The following is a 26,411-nucleotide window of genomic DNA, read 5'->3' as shown; positions in this document are numbered from 1 at the left end:
GTCGGATGGGGTGGGGATGGGCGAGGAGATGATCGATCGACTGCTGGAGGAGCTCGATCTGGTGCAGAAGGTGCGGCTGCTGTCCGGGGCCACGACGTGGCGGACAGCTGGCGAACCGACCATCGGCCTGCGCGAGATGGTGACCTCCGACGGCCCCGCCGGGGTGCGGGGAGAGGCCTGGGACGAGCGGCTCACCTCCGCACTGCTGCCTTCCGCTTCCGCGATCGGCGCGCTGTGGGACGAGGGCCTGATCGAGGAGCTGGGGGGTCTGCTCGCCTCGGAGGCGGTCCGCAAGGGCGTGGACGTCGTCCTCGCGCCGACGCTCAACCTGCACCGCACCCCCCTGGGCGGCCGGCACTTCGAGTGCTTCTCGGAGGACCCCGTACTGACGGGTCGTACGGGCGCGGCCCTGATCCGTGGCATCCAGGCGGCCGGGGTCGCGGCCACGGCCAAACACTATGTGGCCAACGACTCCGAAACCGGCCGCATGCACGTGGACGTACGGGTCTCCGAGCAAGTGCTGCGCGAGGTGTATCTGGCTCCGTTCAAGGCCGCCGTCGAGGCGGGCGTATGGCTCGTCATGGCCGGCTACAACGGCGTGAACGGCGCGACCATGACCGCCAGTCCGTTGCTCGCCGACCCCCTCAAGGGCGACTGGGGCTTCGACGGGGTGGTGGTCTCCGACTGGGGCGCCCTGCGCTCGACCCGGGAACCAGCGCTCGCCGCACTCGACCTGGCGATGCCGGGACCGCAGGGCCCCTGGGAAGCCTCACTCGTCCGGGCCGTGCAGGACGGCCACGTCCCCGACGAAGCCATCGACGAGAAGGTGCGGCGCCTGCTGCGGCTGGCCGGCCGCGTGGGCGCGCTCGAACCGGACCGGCGCCCGCGCACCGCGGTGTTCGGGCCGGACGACACGCGGGCGCTGCTGCGCCGTACGGTGGCCGCCGGATGCGTCCTGCTGACCAACCGGGAGGTGCTCCCGCTCGACCCGGCGTCGTTGGCGAAGGTCGCCGTCATCGGCGTGCACGCCGCCTCCCCGAGGGTGCAGGGCGGCGGCAGTGCGGGGGTCTTCCCCTCGCGCGTGGTCACTCCCCTCGACGGGATCCGCGCCCGGCTGGACGGCCTGGCCCAGGTCGTGCATGTACCGGGTCCGGGACTGGGCGTTCCCCCCATGCCTCTCGGCACCCGCTGGTGCAGCGACCCGCGGTCGGGGGAGCCAGGTGTGCTGCTGCGCCTGCTGGACGAGGCGGGCCAAGAGCTCCACGCGGAGCACCGGCTGTCGGGGACGCAGCTGGAGCCGCCCGTGGGTCCCTCCGCACGCACCGTGGAGATCAGCGCGCTCATCCGGCCTCCGACGACGGGGGAGTGGACCTTCGCCATCGCCGGCTTCGGCCGCATGAGCCTCACTCTCGGCGATCGGACCGTACTGGACGGCGAGTTCCCGTGCACCACCGACGACCCGGCCATCGTCCATGTGAACCCGCCCCGCCACACGGCGCGGGCGACCCTGGACACGCCGGAACCCGTTCTCCTGACGGCTCGGCGTCAGCTGGTCCCGGGAGCCGGGCGCGCCACGATCGTGGCGGCGGCACCCCCGGAGCCCGAACCAGCGGACGCCCTTGCCGAGGCGGTACGGGCGGCACGCGACGCGGACGTCGTGATCGTGGTCGTCGGCACCACCGAGCACACCGAAACCGAGGGCCACGACCGCAGTGACCTCTCCCTGGGCGGCCACCAGGACGCGCTGGTCCGCGCCGTGGCGGCCGTCAACCGGCGCACCATCGCCGTGGTCAACAGCGGCGGCCCCGTCGAACTGCCCTGGCACGACGAGGTGGGCGCGCTGTTGCTCACCTGGTTTCCCGGCCAGGAAGCCGGAGCCGGGCTCGCCGACGTCCTGTTCGGAGACGCCGAGCCCGGCGGCCGTCTTCCCACCACCTGGGCAGCCGCCTTGGCCGACGCACCCGTCAGCCACGCCCATCCGGTCGACGGCCTTCTCGCATACGGCGAAGGCGTGCACATCGGCCACCGGGCTTGGCTGCTCACCGGCAGGGAGCCCGCCTACTGGTTCGGTCACGGCCTGGGCTACACCACCTGGGAGTACGGGGCGGTGCAGGCCCCGGACGAAGCAGTGGAAGACTCACCATTCACGGTCCGCGTACAAGTACGCAACACGGGCAGCCGGCCAGGCCGGGAGGTCGTGCAGGTATACCTCGCCCGTCCGCAATCCACCATCGAGCGTCCCGTCCGCTGGTTCGCCGGCTACGCCGCGGTACACGCGGAACCCGGCGCTTCGGTGACCGCCCTTGTGAAGGTCCCGGCGCACGCCCTGCGAACCTGGTCCGAAGCCGAGAGGGCTTGGATCACGGAGCCCGGGGCCTACCAGATCATGGTGGGTCGCTCGGCCGACGACCTGGTATGGAAAGGGGCTCTGCCCCTTCGGGGACGGAGTGACACGAGGGTCGAGAGGAGGGGCGACAGCCGACAGATCCTGTCCAGCCTGTAAACAAGCGGGCCGAATCCGGTCATTCGTAGGATCGGGGAAGCCCAGGGGTTCCGGGTATGGCCGTGCTGTCGCCGCCTGGCGGCTCAAAGAACTTGGCCGCCCGGAGCCCCGCGACGACATCCCGTCCTGAGCGGCGGCAGGGTTGTGCGACGAACGGACCAGGAAACGGTGTCAGAGGCTCTCAAGCGGGCAGCGTGACGAGCCCCATCTCGTAGGCGGTGATCACGAGCTGGACCCGGTCCCGGGCGCCCAACTTGGTGAGCAGGCGGGAGACATGCGACTTGGCGGTGGCCACCGTGATGAAGAGGTCCTCAGCGATCTCGGTGTTCGACCGGCCGCGCCCGATGAGAGTCAGGACTTCCCGTTCTCGCTCGGTGATGCCCTCGACCAGCCGTGGGGAGCGTGCCGGGGCGGCTTCGGGGCGCCTGGCGAACTCCGCGATCAGACGGCGCGTGACACCCGGGGCGATCAGCGCGTCGCCGGCGGCGACCACGCGGATCGCCGCGAGGATGTCGTCGAGCGCCATGTCCTTCACCATGAAGCCGCTCGCTCCGGCCCGGAGCGCACCGTAGACGTGGTCGTCCTCGTCGAAGGTGGTCAGGACGAGGACGCGGGCGGTCGCCGGACCGGCGGTGATCAGTCGAGTAGCCTCGATCCCGTCCATGCCGGGCATTCGGATGTCCATCACCACGACGTCGGGGTATATGTCCCCAGCCAGTTGGACCGCCTCGGCGCCGGTGGACGCCTCACCGACGACCTCCAGGTCGGGGTGGTCGGCCATGATCACGCGCAGGCCGGACCGCACCAGCGGTTGGTCGTCGACGAGCAGGACGCGTACGGGACTGCCGGTCATCGGGCCTCCACCGGAACTCCGGAGGGGTCGGGCAGGGGCAGCCGCGCCGCAACCCGGAAGCCGCCTTCGGGACGCGGCCCGGCTATGAGGCGGCCGTGCAGCAGAGCGACCCGCTCGCGCATACCCACGATGCCGAAGCCGTGGGCCGGGCCGTCCTCGGTGGCGCCGCGCCCGTCGTCGACGATTTCCACGGATAGTTCCCCGTCCCCGTACTCGATGCTCACCCGGCAGTGTCCGGTGCCCGCGTGGCGGACCACATTGGTCAGCGCCTCCTGGACGATACGGTAGGCCGACAGATCGATGTCGGCCGGCAGCGGGCGCTGTTCCCCGCCGCGGCGCACGTCGACCCGTACGCCGGCGTCCGCCGTCGCATCCGCCAGCCGTTCGAGGTCCGCCAGACCGGGCGAAGGCGAGAGCGGTGCCCGCCCCGAAGCCTCCGCGTCCGGGTCTGCCTGACGGAGTGCCACCAACGTGCGCCGAAGGCCCGACAAGGTCTCTCTGCTGGTGGCTTCGATGGCTCGCAGAGCCTCGCGGGCCTCCTCGGGCTGGGTCCCGATGACCCGGCTTCCCACCCCGGCCTGGATGGCGATGATGCCGATGCTGTGCGCGACCATGTCGTGCAACTCCCGTGCGATCCGCAACCGTTCGGCGACGACGGCCTCGCCCACCTCCTGTGCTCGCAGCGCCACCGCGTGCTCACGGCGCTCGCGGCTCAGCAGACCGGCCGTGCAGGCCGTGACCATCGCCAGGAGGGCGATCACGAGGTTGACGGTCAGGCTGTCGCCGTGCGCGAAGCCGCCGACGAGCAGGAGCTGGACGGCGAGGGAGGTGGCCGCGGCGACGGTCGAAACCCGCCGCGCGCGGGTGGCGACGATGAAGCCCAGGACGAGGTCCACCGCCAGATACGACAGGAACTCGCCCTGGTACGAAGCCGACAGGTCCACACCGGCGGAGCTCGGGGGACCCACCACCACGGCCGTGGACCCGAGGAGCGTCATGGTCAGGGCCAGGACCGGCCTGCGTCGTAGGACACCGACGAGCAGGCTCGCCGCCAGCAGTGCTCCGATGCCATGGACCGTGCCAGAAGCCCGCGGCGCGCCTCCTATGAGCAGACCCACCGCGAGGACGTACAGAACACCCCCCACCCAGGCCATGACCTTGGCTTTCGTCATCGGCGGTGTGCCCTCTCGAGGCGGTGTGCCCACTCAAGAGGAAGATCGTGCCCTGCGACGCGCGCAGGCAACGGTGTGGTCGGTATGTCGTTCATTCCGGGAGGCTATCCAGCCGCCGACTCTGCGGCATCGGCCCGTGGACGTACGCCCACGGGCGAAGGCGGCCGCAGGTGATTGCCGCCCACGGCTCCATGACCGGACGGGGCCCTCCCGGCAGGGTTGTCCCTGTGATCGAAGTCAACGAACTCACCAAGCGCTACGGCGGCAAGACCGCCGTCGACCAACTGTCCTTCACCGTACGGCCGGGTCAGGTCACCGGCTTCCTCGGCCCCAACGGAGCCGGCAAGTCCACCACCCTGCGGATGATCCTCGGCCTGGAAGCCCCCACCTCGGGCACCGCCACCGTCAGCGGAGTCCCCTTCCGCAGCCACGCCCGGGGACTCCGGCACGTCGGCGCCCTCCTCGACGCAGGACAGGTCCACGGCGGACGCACCGCCACAGCCCACCTGACCGCCCTGGCTTGCAGCAACGGGATCTCCCCGCGCCGGGTGAACGAGGTCCTGCACGAAGTGGGATTGACCGATGCGGCCACCCGTCGCATCGGTGGGTTCTCGCTCGGCATGAAGCAGCGCCTCGGCGTCGCCACGGCCCTGCTCGGCGACCCGCCGGTGCTCATGTTCGACGAGCCGGTCAACGGCATGGACCCGGAAGGCGTGCTCTGGATGCGCCGCCTCTTGCGGCGCCTCGCGGCCGAGGGCCGCACCGTCTTCCTCTCCAGCCACCTCATGTCGGAGATGGAGAACACCGCCGACCAGCTCGTCGTCATCGGCCGGGGCCGGCTCATCGCCGCCGAGTCGGTAGGGGACTTCGCGGCCCGCAGCACCTGCCTCGGCGTGGTGGTGGGCACGCGGCAGGCAGCCGAGCTGACGGCGGTACTGACCGCCGCCGGCGCATCGGTCGAGCCGGAGGGATCGGCGGGCGCCGAGAAGCTCGCCGTGACCGGACTGCCGACGGACCGGATCGCCGCGCTCGCCTTTGAGAACGGAATCCTGCTGAACGAGCTGACCACCCGAACCGCCTCGCTGGAGGAGGCCTTCATGGAACTCACCGCCGACAGTGTCGAATACCAGGCAGGACAGCCCCGATGACCACACGCGCCTCCGCCCTCGCGACCACGTCGGCCGCGTCCCTCGTCGAACCGACTGCCCGCTTCCGCGACCTGATCGCCTTCGAGTGGATCAAGACGTGGTCCCTGCGCTCCACCCCGTGGACGCTCGCGCTCACCGCCCTGTTCGTCATCGGGTCCGCCGCTGTATCGGCACTGGCGGAAATCAACAACCTCCGGACGATGAGCCCGGCCGCGAAGGCCGATCAGGGATTCCTCGTGTTCGTCGCTTTCCCCGCGGCCGGCTTCATGGCGCTGATGCTCGTCGCCGGCAGCTTCGGCGCCCTCACCGTCGTAAGCGAATACAGCTGCGGCCTGATCCGCACCACCACCGTGGCCGTCCCCGCCCGTGGTGCGGTGGTGCTGGCGAAGGCGGTCGTTACCACCGCGCTCTGGACCGCAGTCGGCACAGTCATCTCCACCGGCTGCTTCCTGGCCTCCCAAGCCATCCTGAAGGGGCAGCAGGCCGGGGTTTCCCCCACCCATCCCGGAGTGCTCCGGGCGCTGGCGGTATCCGCCCTTCTTGCGCCGGTCTGCGCACTGATCGGCATCGGCCTCGGGGCCCTGATCCGGCACAGCGCCACCACCATGGTCACCAGCGCCTTCACCCTGGTGATGTTGCCGCCGATCTTCTCGCAGAGCGCACGCTGGTCCGCCGCCATAAGCCATGCGATGCCGTTCACCGCTTGGAAGCGCCTGGCCCAGAACTGGGCACCGGATCCCCACTCACTCGCCTACAGCGCCACCATCCCCGGCTCATGGGCCGTGTACGCACTCTGGCCGCTGATCGCGATTGCACTCGCTGTGGTCGTCGTGCGGCACCGCGACGTTTGAACGGGCCCCCCACCCTGCAGCTCCAGGTCAACGCTTTACGGCCCATCCAATCAAGCTGAAGATCATTTCATGGGAGGTTGTCAGCTACTGGCTGGTAATTGGGGGGAGTTGCGTCGTTGGGGCAGCTCCATCCCGGGGAACACAGGGCGCGGCAGGCCGGACTCGACCATCCGTGCGGATGCGGCTGGTAAGCGGATCAAGGCCTTGTACTTCGCCGATCGCATACTTTGCGGTGACACCTTCCACGTCACCGTCGTCCCCTGAAGGACGCTGAGCGAAGGCCAGGCCGGGCTCATCTCCGTGGATTGAGCTCACCAGGGGATCGGCCGGCTCCATGGCTCTTCCTCGCCCAGGCGCACACGAGAGTCACGCCGCGTGGCACAACCGACAAGCCACTTCCGACTATGTCGATGAGTGCGTGGACCGCTTCCTTGGGGAGGACTGGAACCCGATCCAACTCGGACGGGCAGGGAACGGATGCCCCGTCCTTGAGCGACTACACCATCGACCTGTGGCACACCACCCGCTGACGGTGCGCCCCGATGGGCGCCCGGAGCGCGTCGGGGGGCGGCCGATGCTTCCACTGCGATGGGACCGGGCGTGCCAGTCCCCTGTCGGAGTCGACGATTGGGCCGGCTCGAGTGCCTGGGCAAGCGACCGGCGAGGGCGGGTTGTCCACTTCAACGGGAGCGTGGCGGTGCGTCCAAGGCTTGGCCGCTGGCGTGCTGTTGATGATGTGGCAGGGTGGTGAGGCATGTGGCCCTTTGGGGCCTGTGAAAGTGAGAGGGGTATGTTATGAACGAGGCCGAGCTCAGGACGCTGTTCGCCGAGATAGACACGGACGGTGACGGGCGGATCAGCGTCGTCGAATTGGCGGAAAGGTTCAAGGCCGAGGGAGCCCAGGGGCACCTCTCTGAAGAGGTCAAGAAGGCCATGGTGGCCGACGTGAACCACGACGGGGTCCTCGACTTGGAAGAGTTCCGCACCCTGCTGAAGTAGCGGGCAGGCCTGACAGCCGGGGCAAGCCTCAGGGGGGTCTGGGCAAGCCGCCCGTGGGAACGGCTAGCCCACCCTGCTTCGGGCGCCGGCGCCCGTAGCGCAGGATGTCGGCGAAGAACCGGTCCTGAACACCGGGTTCGCCGGCATCCTGTTCGTCGCGGACCGGGAGACGACATTCCGAGGTGTCTTGAGGGCGAACCAATGCCGGGATTCACCGACATTCGCTCTCCGCTCTCACCTACGCAGCCAGACGGGCGGAGGGCAAGGCTCCGGTGCTACGCCGCGCTTGGTTGTCCATGAGGCCGCAGATGTTGTCCTCCTGATGTGCCGGTGCTTGGTCCGTGCTGTTCAGGCTGGTGTGTGTGGGTCGTGTCCGTGTTCGGCGGCGCCCGGCAATGGAAACATTGGTTGATATGCGGGCATGTTGGGTGTATCAGTTTCGGGACGGCCCGGAGCGCGTGGTCGTCGAGGTCCTGGCCGAGCAGGATGGAAGGCCCCGGCAGGTGCGGGTCAGGGAGTGCCCCGGTAGGCGTGGGCTGGTGGACGGGTATGTGCTGCAGCACGTCGATGCGACGGCCCGGGCTGCCGTCTACAGCTGGGTGCGGCGCGGTGAGCCCGAACCGGTCGCCGCCCATCTGCTGGAGCTCCTGGCCGAGGTCTGCCCGCAGGAGAGCGCCTGGTGAGGTTCGAACCGGTGGGTGGCAGCGCCGGGGGTGGAGCTGCGGGCGGGTGCCGGGGATCGGTCGGTGGCCTGCTGATCCTGTGCGCCCTGGACGCAGGACAGTGGCGTCGGGCCGACCAGGCGGGCGTTACCTGGCGCTGCATGCGCCGCCTGGTGACCGTTGGTGCCGGTACCCGCAAGGCGCATGAGGACAGTTCTACTGTTTTGCCGCGCGCCCCACGCCGTGGTCATCGCTCGGAAGCGGGTCGTCCCGTCCTTGCGGGTTGTGAGGCGTCGGTGAGGTCGGCGCCGTGCGCGGCGTCGCGCTCGGAGTTGTGGACGCCGTGCCAGTCCAGGCACATGACGGTCGCGTCGTCGTCGAGGTGGCCGTGGCCGGCGTCGACGATCGCTTTGATGAGGCTGCGGGCGGCTTCGCGGGGGTGCAGGGCGCGGGTGTGGATGATCAGGTCCGACAGGTCGAGGTGCTCGGCGTTGCGTTCCAGCATGCCGTCCGTCAACATCACCAGCCGGTCACCCGGCCGCAGGTTCAGCGTCTGCACCCGGTAGGCGTTGGCCTGCGCCGCCTGGGCGTTGAGGCCGAAGGGGAGATCGACTTTCGGAACGACCTCTTGGACCTTTCCGTCGCGCATGCGCAGGGGCCAGGGGTGCCCGGCATTGACGAATTCCGTCCTGCCGTCGATCAGACTGATGCGCAGCAGTTGGCCGGTGACGTAGCCGCTGCGGCCGTGGTCACGCATGGCCCGGTCGGCCTGGCGGGCCTGTTCGGCGAGGTCGGCACCCTCTCGCCGGGCCCGTCGCAGGGCGCCCACCACGAGGGTGGCGAGCAGGGCGGCGTCGACGTCGTGGCCCATGGCGTCGGTCACCGACAGCTGCACGGTGTCCCGGTCGATCACATAGTCGAAGGTGTCGCCCCCGACGTGGTCGGCGGGTTCCAGGGCTCCGGCGACCGCGAACTGTGCCGCCTCGCACGCCAGGGACGCCGGGAGTAGCCGGTGCTGGATCTCGGCGGCCAGACTCAGGGGCTTGGTGCGTCGGCCCCACTGGTAGACGTCGGTGTGGGATCGGTTGGCGATCACGATGTACGCCAGCGCGTGCGCGGTCTCGCCGATCTCCCGCATCACCTCCGCGCCCGGCGCCTCAGGCAGGAACAGCTCCAGGAGCCCGATCGCGTCCCCGCGGTTGGTCACCGGTGCGACGACCCGCACCAGCCGGCTCTCCCCCCGGTGCTCCACCTGCGGTTGCTGACTGCGGATCACGTCGTCGTACAGGGTGCCGCGCAGCGGGATGCGCCGGGCCGGCGCGCCGGTCTCGACGCTGTCCGCGGCCCCCAGCCGTACGACCGAGCTGCCGGTGAAATCTGTGATCAGGAACGACACCGACGCCGCCCGGAGGTGGTCCTTGAGCATCCGGGCGACCACGTCGAGCGACTCCACGGGCGCAGCGGCCTCCGCCGCCTCCAACGCTCCCGCCAAGGTCATCGCGCTCTCTCGCCGGCTCCCGCCCGCGAGAGGGCGAGAGGCCCCATCGTCCGGCTCTCCTGCGCTCACAACGACCCCTTACTGCTCGATGCCGACCCGGAGATCTCGCCCCGATATGCGAAGGTCCGCGCCAGGGCGGCGCCGGACAGGCCCATTGCACCACGCGGATCCGAGGGCCCGGCGGTTTCGGCCGGGCCTGTGGGACTTTCTTGGACCATCCGCCGCACTGGCTGCCCCGCTCCCCGTGCACCCCGCTTGGCGTGTGCCATTCGGGTCGTTTTCCTTGGTGGCAGGGTGTGCGGGCATGTAGCGTTTGAGTCAGCTGTCGTAATTCGGAAGTTCCCTTTGCCCACGCTTTTGACGTGGGTTTTTTGCTGTGCTGCGCGTGCCGCAGGAACCAGGGCGATCACCTCCGCCTTCCGCAGGGTGTGGGAGGCGTTCATCGGCTGGAAGGCATGGATATGGCTACGGGAACTGTGAAGTGGTTCAACGCGGAGAAGGGATTCGGCTTCATCGCCCTGGACGGTGGCGGCCCGGACGTCTTCGCCCACTACTCCGCGATCAACTCCTCGGGGTTCCGTGAGCTCCAGGAGGGCCAGGTCGTCACGTTCGACGTCACCCAGGGCCAGAAGGGCCCCCAGGCCGAGAACATCACCCCGGCCCAACCCCCTTCCGATTTGCTCCCGGGGTGCCCAGAGCACCCCGGGCGCAGCGGCCTGAGCAGTTACTGACTTCGAAGACGGGTTGTCGCAGGGGATGACGACCGATGACCGTCGCGGTATGCCGGGTGTATGAGGTATCCGCAGGGTGGGGGTCTGACCGCGGAACGGCAAGCGTTCCGCGAGCGGGTCCGGATGGAAGCGGTCTCAATGTTGGCCGAGGGCTGAAGCGGTACGAGGCCGAGCAGGACTGGCTCACCACCGTCCCCCTCCCGGCATACGCACCTGACCTCAACCCCGTTGAGGCCGTCTGGTCACTCCCGCGCGGAGCGATGACCAACACCGCTTTCGACACCCCTGACGACCACGACCGCACACTCCGTCGCGAGATACGCAGAATCCAACTCCGCCCCCACCTCATCGACGGCTGCCTCGCGGCCACCGGTCTGGCCATCAAGCCACCGACCCTGTCCTGAAAACTTCAGTCACGGTCGGGCAAGCTCATGGGCGCCCTGCCCCAGGCCCTGCGGTGTCCCCTGTGATGTCCAAAGAATCGGCTCCAACACCTCTTACCGGAACCGTCTTCGAGCAGATGCTGTCCGGTTCCGGACCGCCGCAGGGGGCGATGGACGGAAACGTCCAAGGCCCATTCGGTCCACCCGGAAGCTCTTCCGACGCCCCTGACCATCGGTGAAAGTAGTGATCGCCGGCAGGGAACACCGAACGGCAGGCAAGTGCCGAGAACGCGTCACCGTGGGATGCGGACCGGTTCGGGCCACCCGAACGCTCCGACTCAGCAAAGGACCCCTATCGTGATCCGCACAGGTTTCGCCCTGGCCGGCGCGGTCGCCTCTCTCGCTCTGATCGCCCCCGCCGCCATGGCCGCAGACTCTGCCGCCGGCGCGGCCACCGTGAACTTCACTGCGGCCGCCATGGGCGAGAAGTCGGTCGTCCCCACCCCCGACGACATGATCTGCCAGTAGGCCCCTCACGGGCGTGGGCCCTTCCCGGGCCCCGCAAGCCCCCTCCCGGGTCCCCGGCCCGACTCGGCTCCATTCGGCCCCACCTCTTATTCCGCCCCGGTTCACCCCTGACCGCTGCTCCCGCAGGGCAGCAGTCACACGAACTGCGCGGGCCCCACGCACTTCTCCCCAGCAGCACCGACCCTAGGATCTGTCATGTCCCTGTCTCTTCGTACCCGCCGCAACCTCTCCGCCGCCGGTGTCACCCTCGCCGCCATGGGCTACGCCCTCACTATTGCCGCCGCCCCCGCCTTCGCCGACACCACCACACAGGCCGCCTCCCTGGCCCGGGCACAGGTCGGCGACAACGCCTGCTCGACCAACAGCCTGGGTGGCAGAGGCTTCCTGACGAGCTGCAACACCTCCACCGGTCACGAGGCGGAACCCTGGTGCGCGGACTTCGTGAAGTGGGTCTGGAAGAACTCGGGCTTCAACGTCAACGGGACGGACGCACGGGCAGCTTCGTTCTACTCCTACGGCCAGTCGAACGGCACCCTGCACACCTCGTCCTCGTACCAACCCCAGGTCGGAGACGCCGTGGTCTTCGAGTACTCGAACAGCTGGGCCCAGCACGTCGCCATGGTCACCGCCGTCAACTCGGACGGCTCGATCATGACCACCCACGGCAACTGGAGCGACAAAGTCGCCGACGTCGCGGTGAGCGCCTCGCAGAAGCAGGTGGGTGACACACCCAGCTCCATCGGCCAGCGCATCAGCGCCTACGTCACACCGCTCGGCGCGACCCCGACCTCATACAGCAAGGGCGACCGCGACTTCACCGGTGACCTCAACGACGACCTGCTGGGCGTGAGCGCGAGCGACGACAAGCTGCGCATGTACGCCGGCAACGGCGACGGCGAATTCGCCTCGCACGAGGTCGGCGCCGGCTGGGGCGGCATGGACAAGATCAGGGCGGCCGACTTCAACAACGACGGCGACGGCGACCTGGTCGCCCGGAACGCCTCGACCGGCGACCTGTACCTCTACCTCGGCAACGGCAACGGCGGCTTCAAGAGCACCACGAAGATCGGCAACGGCTGGAACAGCATGTCCGACTTCGTGGCCGGTGACTTCACCGGTGACGGCAAGGCCGACATCGTCGGCGTCCGCAAGGACGATGCGACCCTCCAGCTCTACACCGGCACGGGCACGGACGTGACCTACACCAAGCAGATCGGGCAGGGCTGGGGCGGCATGTCCAAGCTGGCCGCCGGTGACTTCAACGGCGACGGCCGCGCCGACCTGGTCGCCATGGTCAACTCCACCGCCGACCTGAACCTCTACGTCGGCACCAGCACCGGCGTCGCCCCCGCCATCCAGATCGGCCAGAACTGGTCCGGCATCGACAAGATCACCCTCGCGGACATCGACAGCGACGGCCGCGCCGACGTGGTCGGCACGGTCGCGAGCACCGGCGACCTGTACCTCTACAAGAGCCAGAGCAACAGCCTCAAGGTGGGCGTGAAGGTCGGCCAGGGCTGGGGCGGCATGAGCCACCTCATCTAACCGGCATGCGGCCGGGGGCCGGGCCCGTCCTTTCGGAACGGGCCCCGCCCCCGCCTTCCCCACCACTGCTTCTCCCTCCTCACTCCACTCCTTCCCCCCCTGCCGCGTCGTACGAGATGAAGGTCCGCCTCGCCATGTCCCACTACGCCCTGCGCCGTTCCGCCCTGACGCTCCTGGCCGCCTCCGCCCTCAGCGCCCTGATCCCCCTGGCCGCCGCGGCCCCCGCCTCCGCTGCGTCCGTCGCCACCTGGGACAAGGTCGCCCAGTGCGAGAGCGGCGGCAACTGGTCCATCAACACCGGCAACGGCTACTACGGCGGACTGCAGTTCTCGAAGTCCACCTGGGACGCCTACGGCGGCGGCGCGTACGCCACGTACCCCCACCAAGCCTCCAAGACGGAGCAGATACTCATCGGCGAGAAGGTCCTCGCCGGTCAGGGTGAAGGCGCCTGGCCCACCTGCGGCCCTGCCGCCGGTCTCGGCTCCGACGGCCGGGATCCGTACCCGACGCAGCCCGCTGTTCAGCGCGACCACGACTTCACCAGCGACGGCAATGACGACCTGCTGGGCGTGAGCGCGAACGACGACAAGCTGCGCATGTACGCCGGCAACGGCGCGGGCCAGTTCACCTCCCACGAGGTCGGCGCCGGCTGGGGCGCCATGGACAAGGTCAAGGCGGCCGACTTCAACAACGACGGCGACAGCGACCTCGTCGCCCGCGATGCCTCGACCGGCGACCTGTACCTCTACCTGGGCAACGGCGGTGGCGGCTTCAAGTCCACCACCAGGATCGGCACCGGCTGGAACGCCATGTCCGACTTCGTGGCCGGTGACTTCACGGGCGACGGCAAGGCCGACATCGTGGCGGTCCGCAAGGACGACGCCACCCTGCGCCTTTACTCGGGCACGGGTACGGACGTGACCTACACCAAGCAGATCGGGCAGGGCTGGGGCGGCATGTCCAAGCTCGCCGCCGGTGACTTCAACGGCGACGGCCGCGCCGACCTGGTCGCCGTGGTCAACTCCACCGCCGACCTGAACCTCTACGTCGGCACCAGCACCGGCGTCGCCCCCGCCATCCAGATCGGCCAGAACTGGTCCGGCATCGACAAGATCACCCTCGCAGACATCAACAGCGACGGCCGCACCGACGTGGTCGCCACCATGGCCTCCACCGGCGACCTTTACCACTACGCCAGCATGAGCAACAGCCTCAAGGCCGGCGTCAAGATCGGCCAGGGCTGGGGCGGCATGAGCCACCTCATCTGACCAGACACACCCCGACGCACGTGAGCCGCCCGGCCGTACAGGCCGGGCGGCTTCGCACCGTCCCCCGCCGGCCCGGACGGTCAGCCGGCCTGCTGCTGCCTGTGGCACTCCGGCACCGGGTGCCGACCTTCCAGTCCTCCAGCTCGCGTGCCAAGGGTGGTGTGCGTACCTGCCAGTGGGCGGAAGGCCGGGATCCGGGTCGTTGCGGGTCGTGGTTGCAGGCCTTCAGCAGTGACCGGGCTGGGATGTGGCCTTGGGAGATCGGTCTTCCCGGGGCCCGTGCCCCGAGGTCTGCCGGTCAGTAGGTGAAGGCGAGTCCGTGGGTAGCGGCGATCCGGCCGGGTGCCCAACCGAAGTGGAGGTTGACCGGATTGCCGTCCACGTGACGGATCTTGAGGACGGTACGGATCCGGGTGCAGCCTCCGAGCTGTGCCTTTGTCAGGTGCAGGACGTTGGTGGCGCTCTGGTGGTGCTTGGCGTCGGAGATATTCCATTTGCCGATGCCGCCCTTGATTGGGCCGCCGCACTTTGCGCCGTCGGGGTTCTGTGGCTGGGCCTCGACCCAGGATTCGGTTTGGGTGCCGGTGTACGTGCTGGAACCTTCCCCGCCGCAGATGGGGGAGTTGGCCACGCACGTCGTCAGTGCGGCGTCCTGGACGACGGTGATGTCGTCGCCCTCGCCGGGGGTGTAGGTGTAGCCGAGGGTGGTGTGTGTCGATCCCTGGGCGATGACGGTGCCTTTGGCTTCGCCGACCTTGGGTAGGGTCCAGCGGGCGGCTGTCGTGTACGGCTGGCGGGCAAGTTGCGCTCCGGCGGGAACCGTCATCGTGACCTTGCGCCCACTATGGATGACGGAGGAGTAACTCGTCACCGACAGACGGCAGTCGTAGGTTCCTGCGGTCGGTGCGGTGAAGACCCACCTCAGGTACGGGGCCACTGACTTCTCGTTCGGCGGTACCTGGTTCGTTGCCCAGTACGCCCCGGCTTCGGTGTCTGCCGGCACTTCCTGGCCATTGGACTGCCGGCAGCGCACAGCCGCGGTGGAGCCGATGTTGTCTCCCGCCCCGAGAGTGGCGTCACCGGCGATGGTGAGGTTGCGGGACCACAGGTACGACTTCTCGCCCGCCGCAGCGGAAAACACCACGTTCGTGCCGGGGATGTCCTTGTACCCCGTTGCTGTCCGTGTCACCAGGTACTCGAAAGCCGGTGAGACTGCCCAGGCCTCCGGTGCCAGTGTGAGTGCGCTCGTGCCCCATAACGTGAGTGTTGCAACCGCGAGCCGAAGGATCGCCTTGATCTGCATGATGTTCCCCTGTGCTGCTGGTTGTGACTGGTTATCGGGCGGCGTAGAGCAACTTTTCCGGATGCCGCGGGCCACCGCACGGGAAACAAAGAGTCCGGGACGCGACTGCCGACACATGGAAGGCGCCCTACCACCCGTTACCGGCAGTGGGACATCTTAAGAGCCCATAACACGATCTTGTGACCTCAGATTCTGCATAGCTGACACATGGCTGCCTGCTCGCTCGCGATACTCGGACCATGGATAGCTACGAGGGCACCGCGACGCTTGAATGGTGGGCCAATCGCTCGACGTGTCTGGGCAGGCTCCGTGTGCAGGTCGCGGTCCGTGCCACCGGAGACAACCGGACGTCCGAGGCGACCCTCGAATCTCTTCTGGCCGCGGAGGACAGGGAGAGCTTCGACTTCCTGATGCAGCTCGATCCGTACTTCACCTTGCGCTTTGACGACGCGAGCACACTACTGGTCAAGGTCGCCGAAGCAGGGGTCGAGGGACGGCTCGTCTTCACCGCAGTCGAGGCGGACACTGCAGAGCCGACCGGAACCGGGCACGTACCGCACCAGTAGCCCCAGGGCTTTGCGAGGTGCTGAGCAGCTGACCTTGTGGAACAGGACCGCCCACCTGTGGCCGGGCGCGTCCCTCGGGCTGAAGGTCCTGCCCTTGGAGGCGATGCAACAGCGACATGGACATCGTCACCCGTACCCTCGGCCTGCCCCAGGACGTCACAGTGAACGCCGTCGCACGCGACAAGGACTCCGCCGCGATCGACGCTGCCTTCGGCTTCGACGGTGCGGCGGCGCGCAGCTCGATCTCCTCCCTGATGCCCACGGCATGGGGGGCGCGGGGTGGCTACACCGCCACGTTCGAGCACGGGGTGCTGGACGCCACGTCCACGATGGGCTTCGACGGCAAACAGACCGGCACCGTCACCGCCTACACCGCCGAGGGCAGCGGGAGCTGGATCTGCCGCCGGCCGACCAGTACACCGCGATGATCGACCACGTCCTGGCCGTGCTGCGCGGCGACGCCGAGAACCAGATCGGGCCCGACAGCGTGCTGGACACCCTCCGGCTCACCCTCGACATCGACCAGCGGGTCAACAACCCGCTCTGAGCACCCCTATGCCCACCGGGGGGGCTCCGTGACGGGTCGGCCCCCGCTGAACTCAGGAACCGGCCATGAGCAGTGTGTCCTCGCATGGGCCTACCGGCCCGCCGATGACGGCGAGCCTGATGCAGGTCCGTTGAGACGGGAACGCCGAGATCAAGGCGGAGGAGGAGCGGCACGGGCCATGAGGGAGCGTACGGATCGGTTCGAAACAACTGGGGGACAGGTGCGTGTAGGGGTGTATGTGGCCCATCCGCGGTTGGGAAGCTTCAACCACGCGATATTCGATGCCGTCGTGGCGGAGCTGCGCGGACGGGGAGCCGTAGTGTCGGCGCACGACTTGTACGCCGACGGTTTCGCACCGCTGCTGACCGCGGCCGAAACAGGCACGGTCGAGTCGGCGGAGCACACTCACGAGGAACAGGTGGAGCTCCACCGCGCTTTGGTGGCCACCTTGGACGCCCTGGTGTTCATCCATCCGAACTGGTGGGGGATGCCACCCGCAGTTCTCGCGGGTTGGGTGCAACGGGTGCTTGTGCCGGGTGTGGCCTACAAGCTCGGGGTCGCGGAAGGCGAACCCGCCGGGCTGTTGCGTGCGGGGAAGGCACTCGTGCTGAATACCTCCGACACTCCCGCCGCACGCGAGGAAAGCGAGTTCGGAGACCCGCTCCAACACATCTGGTCGGCATGTGTCCTGCCGTACGTCGGCGTCGGCGACGTACGACGCACGGTGTTTCGAACCGTTGGCGATTCGACCGAGCGAGAGCGCGCCTCCTGGCTGGAGCAAGCGGGCCGCCAAGCAGCCGCACTCCTGGCGTGAGAACAGGACCAGGCCACCCGAGGCCGGCCGGCTCTTCGCTGCCGCGAACCCCCGGCCTCGGGGGCGGGGGCTTGGCGGCGGCCGCTCGCTCTACGTCACATCCCGCCGTCCGAAAGCCGGTCAGTCCTCCGGCACCTGGCGACCCGCAGGCCCCAGATGTCCTGCTGCACTGGCGGCCGGGGCCACCGCGAAGCTCCGCGCGGTGTACAGCCGCACCCCAAGGCTTGTCCCGTTCAAGGCTGCGAGCTGGGAGGTCCGTCGGCGGTACTGTCGGCCGATGGATTCTGAGAAGTCGAACGAGTGCCTGCTTCACGGCGCTGAGGTGGGCGGGCAGAGCTTGGTGGGGCGGCGGCTTGCACAGGCCGTCGGGTCGTGGCACGTGTACGGCAGTGATGACCCCGTCGGCCCGTTGGATGTGTGGCTGATCGATGATCGGGGTGCCAGTATTCACATCACGACTGGGTCGGATTGGTGTTTGATCGTTGAGGTGTCGGAGCCGCACGCCGGCTACGACATGGGCGTCTCGGGACTCATCACAGTGGGAGCGATCGGCGAGGAGACGCCGTTCGCAGACCACCTCGGGGAGAGCGTTCTGGCGGTGCGAGAGGACCACGAACCGAACACCGGGCGCATGGCCCTGGAGATCTCCTTCCCCACGGGTCGGGTCCGGTGTGAAAGCTGGGCTGGGGACCTCCGCCTGACCGGGGTGTGATGATCTCGGTGTGGCTGGTGTGATCACGGCGTCGGAGCCGTCTTGGATAGCCCGTTCAGCGGGCTGAGCCCGCGCTGTTTCGGGAAGCTGGTGACCGTGTTGCGGCGCGAGGGTGCGGACGCGGTCCGCAAGGGCCGGCCGTGGAGCCTTCCCCTGAAGGACCGGGCCCTACTGGTTGCGGCGTACTGGCGAACGCACTTGCCGATGGGCCGGCTTGCCCCGCTGTTCGGGGTCTCGAAGTCGGCCGCGGACCGCATCATGGACCACCTCGGGCCAATGCTCGCCCTGCAGCCCCGCAAGCGGTTCGCTTGCGTACGGTTTGCGTTCACTCACCCCTCCACCCCAACAGACCACCGGCTGCGGACCAGCGAATTCCGCCCCCACCCACACCATCAGGCGACGACAGAAACACGCGAACACTCACGCACCGCCCTCTCACCCCCGGCGCACGCCAGCCGACGCGGCGTGGCGGTGGCTTCCTTAGGCGGAAAACTCCACGCCGTCCACCCGTCCCCCGACGGCGACCACCTACGCCACAGCTCCTTCGACGGCACCAGGCAGGACACGAGCAGCGCGTCTACGTGACGGGATCCGAGGACAACCCCTGCAAGGACATCGCCGCGGACGGACCAACCTCGTTCGACTGCCAGTGGTCCAGCCCCGGCGGGCCGGGCACCTACGAAGTGGTTTTCACCGGCCGCAAGGCCGGCGACGGCTACTGGGTCACCCAACGCAACGGCGCCCGGTATAGCGACATCGAACTCACCCCGGCCCGCGTCCGCATCACCCTGTAGAGGCGATCCCCGGTCATGTCCCTTGTGGTTGTCGGCGTGGCTGTCCTCTGTCTTTGGAGTTGGACCGCTTGCCAACGAAGTTGGACCGGTGACTCAGGGGCTTGGCCTCCGATGTCCCGTCTCAAGTGATCGGGGTCGAAGTTGCCGCTGTGGCCTGGGGCGACCAGAACGGTTGAGGCACCTGGGTGGTCGAAAATCTCAGTTGGTCTGGACTCTGCCCTATGGATACTGGCTGTCGTCTCAGTTGATCTGGTCTGCTTCCGGCGTTTCGAGTTGGACCAGTGGAAGAGCTTGCGAGGGTTGACCATGCACGATGACCAAGTGGACGTGACCGCCGAGATCGTTGCGACCTTGATCGGAGAACAGTTCCCTCAGTGGAGCGGCAAGGCGATCCGACTCGTATCGTCGACCGGGACGGTCAACGCCATCTTCCGCATCGGGAACGACCTCTCTGCGCGTTTCCCACTGCGTCTGGCCGATGCTGCCGAGGCGCTGGCGGTTCTGGAACAGGAAGCCCAGGCGAGCGCGGAGCTGGCACAGGTGTCTCGGTTCCCCGCTCCGGAGCCCGTCGCCTTGGGAAAGCCTGGAGCGGGTTACCCCATGCCGTGGTCGGTCCAGACATGGCTGCCGGGAACGGTCGCCTTTGATGCCGACCCGAGTGGGTCGGACACTTTTGCCGAGGACCTTGCGGCCTTCATCGCCGCCCTGCGAGAGGCCGAGACGAGGGGGCGGCTTTTCAGCGGCGAAAATCGTGGCGGAGTTCTCGCTCACCACGACGACTGGATGGCGAAGTGCTTCGAGGAGAGTAAGGGGCTGCTCGATGTGCCCCGGCTGCGCCAAGTGTGGAGTCGTTTTCGGGAATTGCCACGCACGGGTGCCGACGTGATGAGTCATGGTGACTTGATTCCCGGCAATGTGCTGGTCGCGGGAGACCGGCTCAGCGGCGTGCTCGACACCGGCGGCTTCGGTCCGGCCGACCCCGCGCTGGATCTGGTCAGTGCCTGGCACCTGTTGGAGACAGGCCCGCGGGAAGTGCTCCGGCGGACACTGGTCTGTGACGATCCGGAGTGGGAGCGGGGCAAGGCATGGGCGTTCGAACAGGCGATGGGTGTTGTCTGGTACTACGTCGAGAGCAATCCGACGATGAGCAGAATGGGGCGCCGGACACTCGACCGCATTCTGGAGTCGATGGAGTGATGACAGACTCCTCAAACAAACTGGCGAACCAGCTCTTCTGAGAGGACGAGCGAACCACACACTTGACTCCGTCCGATCTGGAGGACGTCCTGCAGCACGTCTGGGTCTCCGGTCCCGGCAGCCCCAGGCCTGGTGAAGTCCTCACCGGGCCGACCACTGCGCTGACCCGCGAGCAGGCCCAGGCCCTTGCCATCGACCTCGCCCGCCGCAGCACACCCCATGAGCGCGGGTTCTGCTCCTTCCAGCCCGTCGTCGACGGCGGCGCCTGTCCCTGGAACCTTGACTGCCACAACTGCGACAAGTTCGTCCTTTTACTGGCGCCGCAAACGCGAACAGTGGCGACTGCTGGCCGGGGGTGCCCGAACGACGCCACCGCCGACTACCTCCACCGCTACTTCGAGCCCACCGCCCCGCGCCATCGACGGCCTGGAGAAGGCCCTTACCGGCCTCGGTCTCCTCGACGACGTCCTCGCCCTGGACCTGCGCAAGCCTCAGGACTACTTCCACCGCGTGTGGTCCACTGGTCGAGCGGGAGCCGGCGAAGGCCAGCGGCGGGCCGGGTGACGTTCGCATCGGTCCGGTCTTCATCGAGGTCGTCACCTTCGTCGAGGATCGGAAGTTTCAGGACTACGAAGGGTTCCGCCAGACCTGCCGGATGCACCTCATCACCGTGGAGGGGGACCGCGACATCCATTGGGAAGGGGACTTTCCTGAACTCGTCAACAGCCACGACTTCGAGATGTGGAAGAGGCGAACCGAGGCGGCAGCCCGGCTGTGCGCGGACTCGGGGGCGGCCGTCGACGCCCTGAGCGGTGCCGGCAGGCGGCTGACGGTCAACCCTGGAGCAGCTCCCCCCGGCACCACCTTGACCGGGGAGGTCGTGGAAAGCGGCCAGGGGAAGCGACTCCTGGGCAGGGTGCAGGGCAAGTGCGCAAAGACGGCTGGAGCGATGGCCGCCACTACGCGGCCGCCGCGTCCTGGCTGGCGCCCAGGCGCTTCAGGAGGCCGCGGGCCTTCACCTCCGCTTCCGCGCTGGGCGCGGTGCCCAGGAGGGAGGCGAACTCGACGCGGGCCTGGGCGGCGCGCTCCTCGACACGCCGGTCTTGGAAGTGGAGGTTGGAGCGGGTTGCCTTTGGCTTTGGTAGTCCTGGCCGAAATGCCGGGCTATTTGATGCGGTTGAGGAAGTCCAGCACTCGATCGGTAGCCTGCGTTGCGGCGTGTTCGTCGTGCGAAGGCAGGCTGCTGTCGGTGAACAGGTGCCTGTCGCCGGGGTAGAGGAACAGTTCGGCATCCGCCGCCGTCGCGACGAGCGCCCGGGCTGCGTCCACATCGCCCTCCCTGGCGAAGAACGGATCCGCGTCCATGCCGTGGACCTGGACCGGGACATCGTCGGGCCAGGCGCCGCCGAACTCCGTGACCGGAACGCATGCCTCCAGCAGCAGCGCACCCTTTGCGCCGGGGCGGGTCTGGGCCAGCTTCTGCGCCGGCAGGACGCCGAGCGAGAACCCTAGGTAGACCAGTTCCGCAGGCAGCCCCTCGGCGGCGGCGGTTCCGCGCGCGATGACTGAGCCGAATTCGGCGTCCTCGGCGTAACCCATGCCCTCCGCGAGGCTGTCGAATACCTGCCCCTCGAACAGGTCCGGGACGTGGACGGTGTGTCCGGCCTGTCGCAGCTGCTCGGCGAACTGACGGACGCCGACGGTCAGCCCGTGCCCGTGGTGGAAAACCAGCACCTCAGCCATGTCACTCCCCTCGTGCTGCGGTGCCCGGGCGGCGCCGCAGCACGAGTATGTCCCGCGCCACTGACATCTGCGGGTCGTAGCCGGACGGGGTCCGATCGTTGAAGCCGGATCGGTGAGGCGGGCTTCGAGATCGGCGACGCGTCGGTCTTGGAAGCGGAGGTTGGAGCGTGCGGCCCTTGAGGCGCTCGTCGAGGGTGCGGTTGTCGGTGGTGAGCTGGCGGATCCGCTGCTTGAGGGTGGTGTTCTCGGTGGTGATCCGCTGGATTGCCTCCTCGGTCCACTCGGCCTGCAAGTCCCGCACTTGGCCGAGGAGTTCGCCGATACGGGTCTGCTGGGCGAGGATCTCGCCGTGGGCTGCCTTGAGGGCCTCCTCCGCGTGCAGGGCACGTTCGCGCCAGGTCGCCTCACGTTCGCTGTCCTGCTCGGTGAGGATCTGGGACCGGCGTTCGCCGCCCTCAGTTATGGCGGTGGCGGCGGCGGCTCTGGCCTCGGGATTGTCGTAGAGGAAGGTTCGGGAGACGTCCGCGCGGCGGGCGACTGCCGCGACGCTGACTTGGGCTTTCTCGCGTCGGAGTCGGGCGATGGCTTCCCGGACCCGTTGGAGGGCGGGTCTCGGTCCTGCGGCGGCGAGCGGCCATGGCAGCGGCGGTGCGGGGTTCGGGAACGGCAGCGGTTTTCATGCGATGTCCTGTTCGGGGTCGTCGCCGTCGGTTGTGCACGTATCGCTGTACTCGCTCTGCTCGTCGGCGCCCGCGTCGGCGAGGTCTGCGGCGAGGAAGGGCATGACGGCAGTGCCAGGCGCCCGGGCGGGTGCCGGGCCGGGCGACGCCGCCGGACCGGCTGGTCGGGTGCGCCTGCGGGTGATGCAGCCGCAGATCACCCAGGTCTGGGCCGACTCCGCCTACGCCGGCCGGCTCGTGCGTTGGTCCCAAGACTTCCTGAGGATGACTCTCAGAACCGTCTCCCGCCCCCGCGGCGCGAAGGGTTTCGTCGTTCTGCCCCGGCGCTGGAAAGTCGAACGAACCCTCGGCTGGATCATGAAATCCCGCCGCAACGTCCGGGACTATGAACGGCTTCCGCGGAACTCTGAAGCCCACCTGAACTGGGCACTCGTCACACTCATGACCCGGCGCTCGACCCGCAGGGGACCCCGCGCCGACTGGTCGAAGAAGCAGCCCGTAGCGAGCAACTAAACCGGGGGCGGTGGAGACATCTCCGGCGTGTCCACCGCCTCGGCCCCGCTGCCCGGCCCGGAATCGTCCTCTGGGCACACCATTTGTCGTCAGGCGAGGTGAAGGGGTCGGGCCAGGTTTTGGCGATGTAGAGGTCGTCGAGCGGTTTCACCAGACGCCGCAGTTCACGCGCCGCCTGTGGCGGAAGAGCGTGCATGGCCGCTTCCAGAACGCCCCGCTCGTCGGTTGTGCAGAAGGGGTTGCACGAAGGGCAACCGCAACCGCCGGCGAGAGCACCACTGGGGCGGTGGGCTGTTCGCGACCACTGCTGCAAGGCCTGGGCTATCGCCCCAGGCCAGAGCCGATCGTGCTCGAGGCGAGAAACCGCTCCGGCAGGCTTGCCCGAGCCACGCGGCAGCCCAGGTGCTGGTGTTTCATGCGCCTGCCGCCTCGGGTGACGTCCGGAGGCGCGGACTTGGGACGGCCGACTACGCGGCATCGTCCTTTCTGATCTTGTTGTTCACGGGGACGGCATGCCAGATCCGGGGACGGCTTCGCGCCCAGGATTAGGCGTCGGAACGGGTCGTCTCGCCAGTGCGCCGGGGCTTGGTTCCTTGCTTGTGGTGCGCGGGGCGGGCGTAGGACTCGCCGGTGGCGAGGACTCGTCCGACGTCGGCCTGCCCGGGGTCGGGGCGATGACGCCCGTGAGCCTTTCGCGCCAGGGCGGGAACACCGACTCGTTGATCTCGGCGATCGCTTCCGCGTCGGGGCCCGGAAGTGGACTTTTGTACCTGGCGCTGCGGCCCTTCCGCACGGGAGACGCGATCCGGTCCTGCTGGTATGAGCGCGCTTGCCTGCCCTCCGAGGCCTTCTGTCCGGGGTACCGACTCCGCCCGACGACCAGGGCGGGCGACGCGTACGGGTCGACGGCCCGATCCTCGGGCGCGCCTTCGGGCCCGGCGACCTCCTCGAATTTCTGCGTCGCGCCGGCCTCGACCCCGACGACGTCCATCTTGATGGAGGGCTTTTCGAGTGGCGCGGCGGCGGCCCCGCGACGTGAGCCGGGCGTAGGCCTGAACGACTACCCGCAGCAACCTCGGTCCTGTGGTGCGCCGGCTGGACCTGTTCGGCGGGCCGGAGTGGCTGGGGTAGTGCCACGCTGGAAAGAGGGGCTAACGCAGGAGGTGCGGTGCGTCCCATCTGGTCCGGGGCGATCAGCTTCGGCCTGGTCACTTCTCTGAACCTTCCCGATGTGTGGTGGGCGCGGGCCGAACATCGTTTCGGGGGTCGGCTATCTGCTGTGCGGCGGCGCCTGGGGATGTCGTATGGTGAACAGGCCCCTGCGTCGAGGTGTCGGTGGCGGTGACCGGAGTTCTTGTTCCATCTGTGTCGATCTTGAGGTGACGTCCTATCAACCAGGCCATGTAGTCGTCCGTGTTCCCCGCGTGCTGTGTTGTCGCACGTGTCCGGGGGCGGACGTCGCGCTGGCCTGAGTTGCGTCACCCATCCCCGCAGTTTTCTGTCCCGGGTGCAGCTCTGCCGTCTGCTCCGGGCTCTGATCTTTTCGGCTGCGGTGCGGCTGTCGGCAGGGCTCTCCGGTGCCTTTGGATCAGGAGTTCCCGTTTTGTCTTCCTCCGCGCTCGACAACGAGCCAGAGCACACCACCACTACCCAGACCTCGGCCCACCCCTCACCTGGCCCCTCGAAGATGGCCTTGGGGGCCTGGATCGCCCTCCTGGTGCTGCTGACCGCCGAGCTGATGAACATGCTCGACCAGTCGGTCGTCCTGACCGCCCTGCCCGCGATCCAGGAGTCGACCGGTGCCGGACCGGTCGCGGTGCAGTGGCTGACCACCGCCTATTCGCTGCCCGTCGCCGTCGGACTGATCACCGGCGGACGGCTCGGTGACATCTACGGCCGGCGCAGGATCCTCCTCATCGGCACCGTCGTGTTCACCGCCGCATCGCTTCTGTGCGGTCTGGCCACCGGCCCGGGCGTGCTGATCGGCGCCCGCTTGCTCCAGGGCGTCGGCGTGGCCGTGATGATTCCGCAGGTCCTGGCGACCATGCACGTCACCTTCGAAGGCCACAACCGCAGCAAGGCGTTCGGCCTGTACGGGGCCGTCCTGGCCATCGCCAACGTCCTGGGCCCGGTCCTGGGCGGCGTGCTCACCCAGGCCGACCTGTTCGGGCTGTCCTGGCGGCCGATCTTCCTGATCAATGTGCCCGTCGGGCTGGCCGTACTCCTGCTGGGACGCAAGTTCATCCCCGAATCGACCGTCCGCAAGGCCGACCGGCTCGACCTGGGCGGCATGCTGCTGTCCGGCCTGGCCATCGTCCTGATCCTCTTCCCGCTCACCGAGGGCCACGCCCACGGATGGCCGCTGTGGTGCTTCGCCATGCTCGCCGCCGGCCTCCTTGGCCTCGGTGTCTTCCTGCGCCAGCAGTGGCGCAGGCAGGACAACGCCCCGCTGGTGGCCCTGTCCCTCTTCCGGGTCAGGCAGTTCTCCGGGGGCATGGCCGCGGACCTGATGCACGGGCTGCTGTGCGGCCTGTTCTTCATGACCTGGACGCTGTACCTGCAACGCGGACTCGGCTTGAGCCCGCTTGAGGCAGCAGTGGCCTTCGTACTGCTCTCGGTGGGAGAACTGGGCGGCGCGACCATCGCGGCGAGGACCGGCGGACGTTTCGCCCGCCGTCTGCCGCAGGCCGGAGCCCTCATCGCGACTGCTGCGATGATCGCCTACGGGCTCCAGATCGGCAGCCACCAGGCCGACCTGAGCCTGCTGGCGATGACCGTTCCGGTGGTGCTGGTCGGCTTCGGCCTGGGCATGGTCTCCGGCCCGCTCGCCGATTTGTCGCTGGCCAGGGTCCCGCACGAGGACGCCGGCTCGGCCTCGGGCCTGTTCAACACCGCCATTCACCTGGGCATCGCGCTGGGCACCGCGCTGACCGCCGTGGTGTTCTTCGCCATCACCGGCGGGTCGCCCGACGGGGCGGTCAACCGCGACGCGTTCGTCACCGTGCTGTGGTGGGTCTGCGGCCTCCTCGCCCTGATGTGGGCCCTGATGTTCTGCCTGCCCAAGCGAGCAGACAGCCCGACCGACTGAGCCACATCCCAGGGGCGGCGGCACCCGGCACCGCCGTCCCCGGCCCGCCTGTCCTCCAATCACGAGTTCCGCCGTGCCTCCTTCTTCCACGCTCGGCACCGAGCCGCATCACGCCGCACAGCCCCCGGCTCACGGCCTGCCGGGCCGGCTGTGGAAAATGACCGCGCCGCCCGGATCGCCGTCGTGGTTCTCCTGGTTGCCGCGCTCATGGACATCCTCGACCAGTCGGTCGTCCTGACCGCCCTGCCCACGATCCAGTCATCGACGGCGCCGGACCGGCCGCGGCGCAGTGACTGACCTCCGGGTTCTCGCT

At 68.5% G+C, this 26,411-nt stretch carries 27 protein-coding genes and 3 pseudogenes; 23 read left to right on the top strand and 7 right to left on the bottom strand.

Annotated features, from left to right (window positions below; genetic code table 11):
- Positions 1-16 precede the first annotated feature (16 nt).
- Positions 17-2,503, top strand: coding sequence for a glycoside hydrolase family 3 C-terminal domain-containing protein (locus AB0D46_RS05890; RefSeq protein ID WP_362876153.1), 2,487 nt, complete (start codon positions 17-19; stop codon positions 2,501-2,503).
- Positions 2,504-2,684: 181 nt separating this feature from the next.
- Here AB0D46_RS05890 and AB0D46_RS05885 read toward each other — a convergent pair whose 3' ends face one another.
- Together AB0D46_RS05885 and AB0D46_RS05880 are read right to left on the bottom strand one after the other, a co-directional pair.
- Positions 2,685-3,356: a response regulator transcription factor gene (locus AB0D46_RS05885; RefSeq protein WP_362876029.1), complete on the bottom strand. Its 672-nt coding sequence runs from the start codon at positions 3,354-3,356 to the stop codon at positions 2,685-2,687.
- Positions 3,353-4,528: a sensor histidine kinase gene (locus AB0D46_RS05880; protein WP_362876028.1), complete on the bottom strand. Its 1,176-nt coding sequence runs from the start codon at positions 4,526-4,528 to the stop codon at positions 3,353-3,355. The genes AB0D46_RS05885 and AB0D46_RS05880 overlap by 4 nt, the downstream gene beginning before the upstream one ends.
- Before the next feature lie 227 nt (positions 4,529-4,755).
- Between AB0D46_RS05880 and AB0D46_RS05875 the strand changes: the two genes are divergently transcribed.
- The 4 genes from AB0D46_RS05875 (at position 4,756) to AB0D46_RS05860 (ending at position 8,209) form a co-directional block, all read left to right on the top strand.
- Complete coding sequence (locus AB0D46_RS05875; RefSeq protein WP_362876027.1) at positions 4,756-5,676, top strand: ATP-binding cassette domain-containing protein; 921 nt, start codon at positions 4,756-4,758, stop codon at positions 5,674-5,676.
- Positions 5,673-6,527, top strand: coding sequence for an ABC transporter permease (locus AB0D46_RS05870; protein WP_362876026.1), 855 nt, complete (start codon positions 5,673-5,675; stop codon positions 6,525-6,527). The genes AB0D46_RS05875 and AB0D46_RS05870 overlap by 4 nt, the downstream gene beginning before the upstream one ends.
- Before the next feature lie 795 nt (positions 6,528-7,322).
- Positions 7,323-7,526 carry an EF-hand domain-containing protein gene (locus AB0D46_RS05865; protein ID WP_362876025.1) on the top strand — a complete coding sequence of 68 codons (204 nt, stop codon included), beginning with the start codon at positions 7,323-7,325 and terminating at the stop codon, positions 7,524-7,526.
- Positions 7,527-8,077: 551 nt separating this feature from the next.
- Positions 8,078-8,209, top strand: coding sequence for a hypothetical protein (locus AB0D46_RS05860; protein ID WP_362876024.1), 132 nt, complete (start codon positions 8,078-8,080; stop codon positions 8,207-8,209).
- Between the two features lie 226 nt (positions 8,210-8,435).
- Here AB0D46_RS05860 and AB0D46_RS05855 read toward each other — a convergent pair whose 3' ends face one another.
- Positions 8,436-9,686: a PP2C family protein-serine/threonine phosphatase gene (locus AB0D46_RS05855; RefSeq protein WP_362876023.1), complete on the bottom strand. Its 1,251-nt coding sequence runs from the start codon at positions 9,684-9,686 to the stop codon at positions 8,436-8,438.
- A gap of 461 nt (positions 9,687-10,147) precedes the next feature.
- On the opposite strand from AB0D46_RS05855, the pseudogene AB0D46_RS05850 reads away from it, so the two are divergent.
- The 5 genes and pseudogenes from AB0D46_RS05850 to AB0D46_RS05830 all read left to right on the top strand — a co-directional run.
- Positions 10,148-10,348 (top strand): annotated as a pseudogene (locus AB0D46_RS05850) (cold-shock protein); the annotation flags it as partial.
- Positions 10,349-10,452: 104 nt separating this feature from the next.
- Positions 10,453-10,821, top strand: coding sequence for a transposase (locus AB0D46_RS05845; RefSeq protein WP_362876022.1), 369 nt, complete (start codon positions 10,453-10,455; stop codon positions 10,819-10,821).
- A gap of 336 nt (positions 10,822-11,157) precedes the next feature.
- A complete protein-coding gene (locus AB0D46_RS05840) occupies positions 11,158-11,328 on the top strand; it encodes a hypothetical protein (RefSeq protein ID WP_362876021.1) in 171 nt (56 codons plus the stop codon).
- Between the two features lie 195 nt (positions 11,329-11,523).
- A complete protein-coding gene (locus tag AB0D46_RS05835) occupies positions 11,524-12,873 on the top strand; it encodes an FG-GAP-like repeat-containing protein (RefSeq protein ID WP_362876020.1) in 1,350 nt (449 codons plus the stop codon).
- Between the two features lie 134 nt (positions 12,874-13,007).
- Entirely contained in the window at positions 13,008-14,141 is a 1,134-nt protein-coding gene (locus tag AB0D46_RS05830; protein ID WP_362876019.1) for a transglycosylase family protein, read from the top strand.
- A 298-nt stretch (positions 14,142-14,439) separates the two neighbouring features.
- On the opposite strand, the gene AB0D46_RS05825 is transcribed toward AB0D46_RS05830, so the two are convergent.
- Positions 14,440-15,444 carry a hypothetical protein gene (locus tag AB0D46_RS05825; protein WP_362876018.1) on the bottom strand — a complete coding sequence of 335 codons (1,005 nt, stop codon included), beginning with the start codon at positions 15,442-15,444 and terminating at the stop codon, positions 14,440-14,442.
- Between the two features lie 239 nt (positions 15,445-15,683).
- Here AB0D46_RS05825 and AB0D46_RS05820 point away from each other — a divergent pair, with 239 nt between their 5' ends.
- From AB0D46_RS05820 to AB0D46_RS05780, 9 genes and pseudogenes are all read left to right on the top strand, one after another.
- A complete protein-coding gene (locus AB0D46_RS05820) occupies positions 15,684-16,010 on the top strand; it encodes a hypothetical protein (RefSeq protein WP_362876017.1) in 327 nt (108 codons plus the stop codon).
- Positions 16,011-16,126: 116 nt separating this feature from the next.
- Positions 16,127-16,438, top strand: a complete 312-nt coding sequence (locus AB0D46_RS05815) for a hypothetical protein (RefSeq protein WP_362876016.1) — start codon at positions 16,127-16,129, stop codon at positions 16,436-16,438.
- Positions 16,435-16,557: a hypothetical protein gene (locus AB0D46_RS05810; protein WP_362876015.1), complete on the top strand. Its 123-nt coding sequence runs from the start codon at positions 16,435-16,437 to the stop codon at positions 16,555-16,557. The genes AB0D46_RS05815 and AB0D46_RS05810 overlap by 4 nt, the downstream gene beginning before the upstream one ends.
- A gap of 178 nt (positions 16,558-16,735) precedes the next feature.
- On the top strand, positions 16,736-17,371 hold the full coding sequence (locus AB0D46_RS05805) for an NAD(P)H-dependent oxidoreductase (protein WP_362876014.1): 636 nt from the start codon (positions 16,736-16,738) through the stop codon (positions 17,369-17,371).
- Positions 17,372-17,648: 277 nt separating this feature from the next.
- Positions 17,649-18,083: a hypothetical protein gene (locus AB0D46_RS05800; protein WP_362876013.1), complete on the top strand. Its 435-nt coding sequence runs from the start codon at positions 17,649-17,651 to the stop codon at positions 18,081-18,083.
- A gap of 10 nt (positions 18,084-18,093) precedes the next feature.
- Positions 18,094-18,479 (top strand): annotated as a pseudogene (locus AB0D46_RS05795) (transposase family protein); the annotation flags it as partial.
- Positions 18,480-18,664: 185 nt separating this feature from the next.
- Positions 18,665-18,877 carry a hypothetical protein gene (locus AB0D46_RS05790; RefSeq protein ID WP_362876012.1) on the top strand — a complete coding sequence of 71 codons (213 nt, stop codon included), beginning with the start codon at positions 18,665-18,667 and terminating at the stop codon, positions 18,875-18,877.
- A 306-nt stretch (positions 18,878-19,183) separates the two neighbouring features.
- Positions 19,184-20,074, top strand: a complete 891-nt coding sequence (locus AB0D46_RS05785; protein WP_362876011.1) for an aminoglycoside phosphotransferase family protein — start codon at positions 19,184-19,186, stop codon at positions 20,072-20,074.
- Between the two features lie 279 nt (positions 20,075-20,353).
- A complete protein-coding gene (locus AB0D46_RS05780; RefSeq protein ID WP_362876010.1) occupies positions 20,354-20,638 on the top strand; it encodes a hypothetical protein in 285 nt (94 codons plus the stop codon).
- Between the two features lie 600 nt (positions 20,639-21,238).
- On the opposite strand, the gene AB0D46_RS05775 is transcribed toward AB0D46_RS05780, so the two are convergent.
- The 3 genes and pseudogenes from AB0D46_RS05775 to AB0D46_RS05765 all read right to left on the bottom strand — a co-directional run.
- Entirely contained in the window at positions 21,239-21,817 is a 579-nt protein-coding gene (locus tag AB0D46_RS05775) for a dienelactone hydrolase family protein (protein ID WP_362876009.1), read from the bottom strand.
- A gap of 1 nt (position 21,818) precedes the next feature.
- A complete protein-coding gene (locus tag AB0D46_RS05770) occupies positions 21,819-22,118 on the bottom strand; it encodes a hypothetical protein (RefSeq protein WP_362876008.1) in 300 nt (99 codons plus the stop codon).
- Positions 22,119-22,163: 45 nt separating this feature from the next.
- Positions 22,164-22,400 (bottom strand): annotated as a pseudogene (locus AB0D46_RS05765) (hypothetical protein); the annotation flags it as partial.
- A 199-nt stretch (positions 22,401-22,599) separates the two neighbouring features.
- Here AB0D46_RS05765 and AB0D46_RS05760 point away from each other — a divergent pair.
- The 4 genes from AB0D46_RS05760 to AB0D46_RS05745 all read left to right on the top strand — a co-directional run bounded on the left by AB0D46_RS05760 (position 22,600) and on the right by AB0D46_RS05745 (position 26,395).
- A complete protein-coding gene (locus AB0D46_RS05760; protein WP_362876007.1) occupies positions 22,600-23,010 on the top strand; it encodes a transposase in 411 nt (136 codons plus the stop codon).
- An 850-nt stretch (positions 23,011-23,860) separates the two neighbouring features.
- Complete coding sequence (locus AB0D46_RS05755; protein ID WP_362876152.1) at positions 23,861-24,049, top strand: hypothetical protein; 189 nt, start codon at positions 23,861-23,863, stop codon at positions 24,047-24,049.
- Positions 24,050-24,613: 564 nt separating this feature from the next.
- On the top strand, positions 24,614-26,098 hold the full coding sequence (locus AB0D46_RS05750; RefSeq protein ID WP_362876006.1) for an MFS transporter: 1,485 nt from the start codon (positions 24,614-24,616) through the stop codon (positions 26,096-26,098).
- A 150-nt stretch (positions 26,099-26,248) separates the two neighbouring features.
- Positions 26,249-26,395 carry a hypothetical protein gene (locus AB0D46_RS05745; RefSeq protein ID WP_362876005.1) on the top strand — a complete coding sequence of 49 codons (147 nt, stop codon included), beginning with the start codon at positions 26,249-26,251 and terminating at the stop codon, positions 26,393-26,395.
- Positions 26,396-26,411: the final 16 nt, after the last annotated feature.

It is taken from the genome of Streptomyces sp. NPDC048383 (assembly GCF_040651775.1).
Taxonomy (GTDB): Bacteria; Actinomycetota; Actinomycetes; order Streptomycetales; family Streptomycetaceae; genus Streptomyces.
The sequence above is the reverse complement of the archived record's forward strand: the minus strand, read 5'-3'. Positions and strand labels throughout refer to the sequence as shown.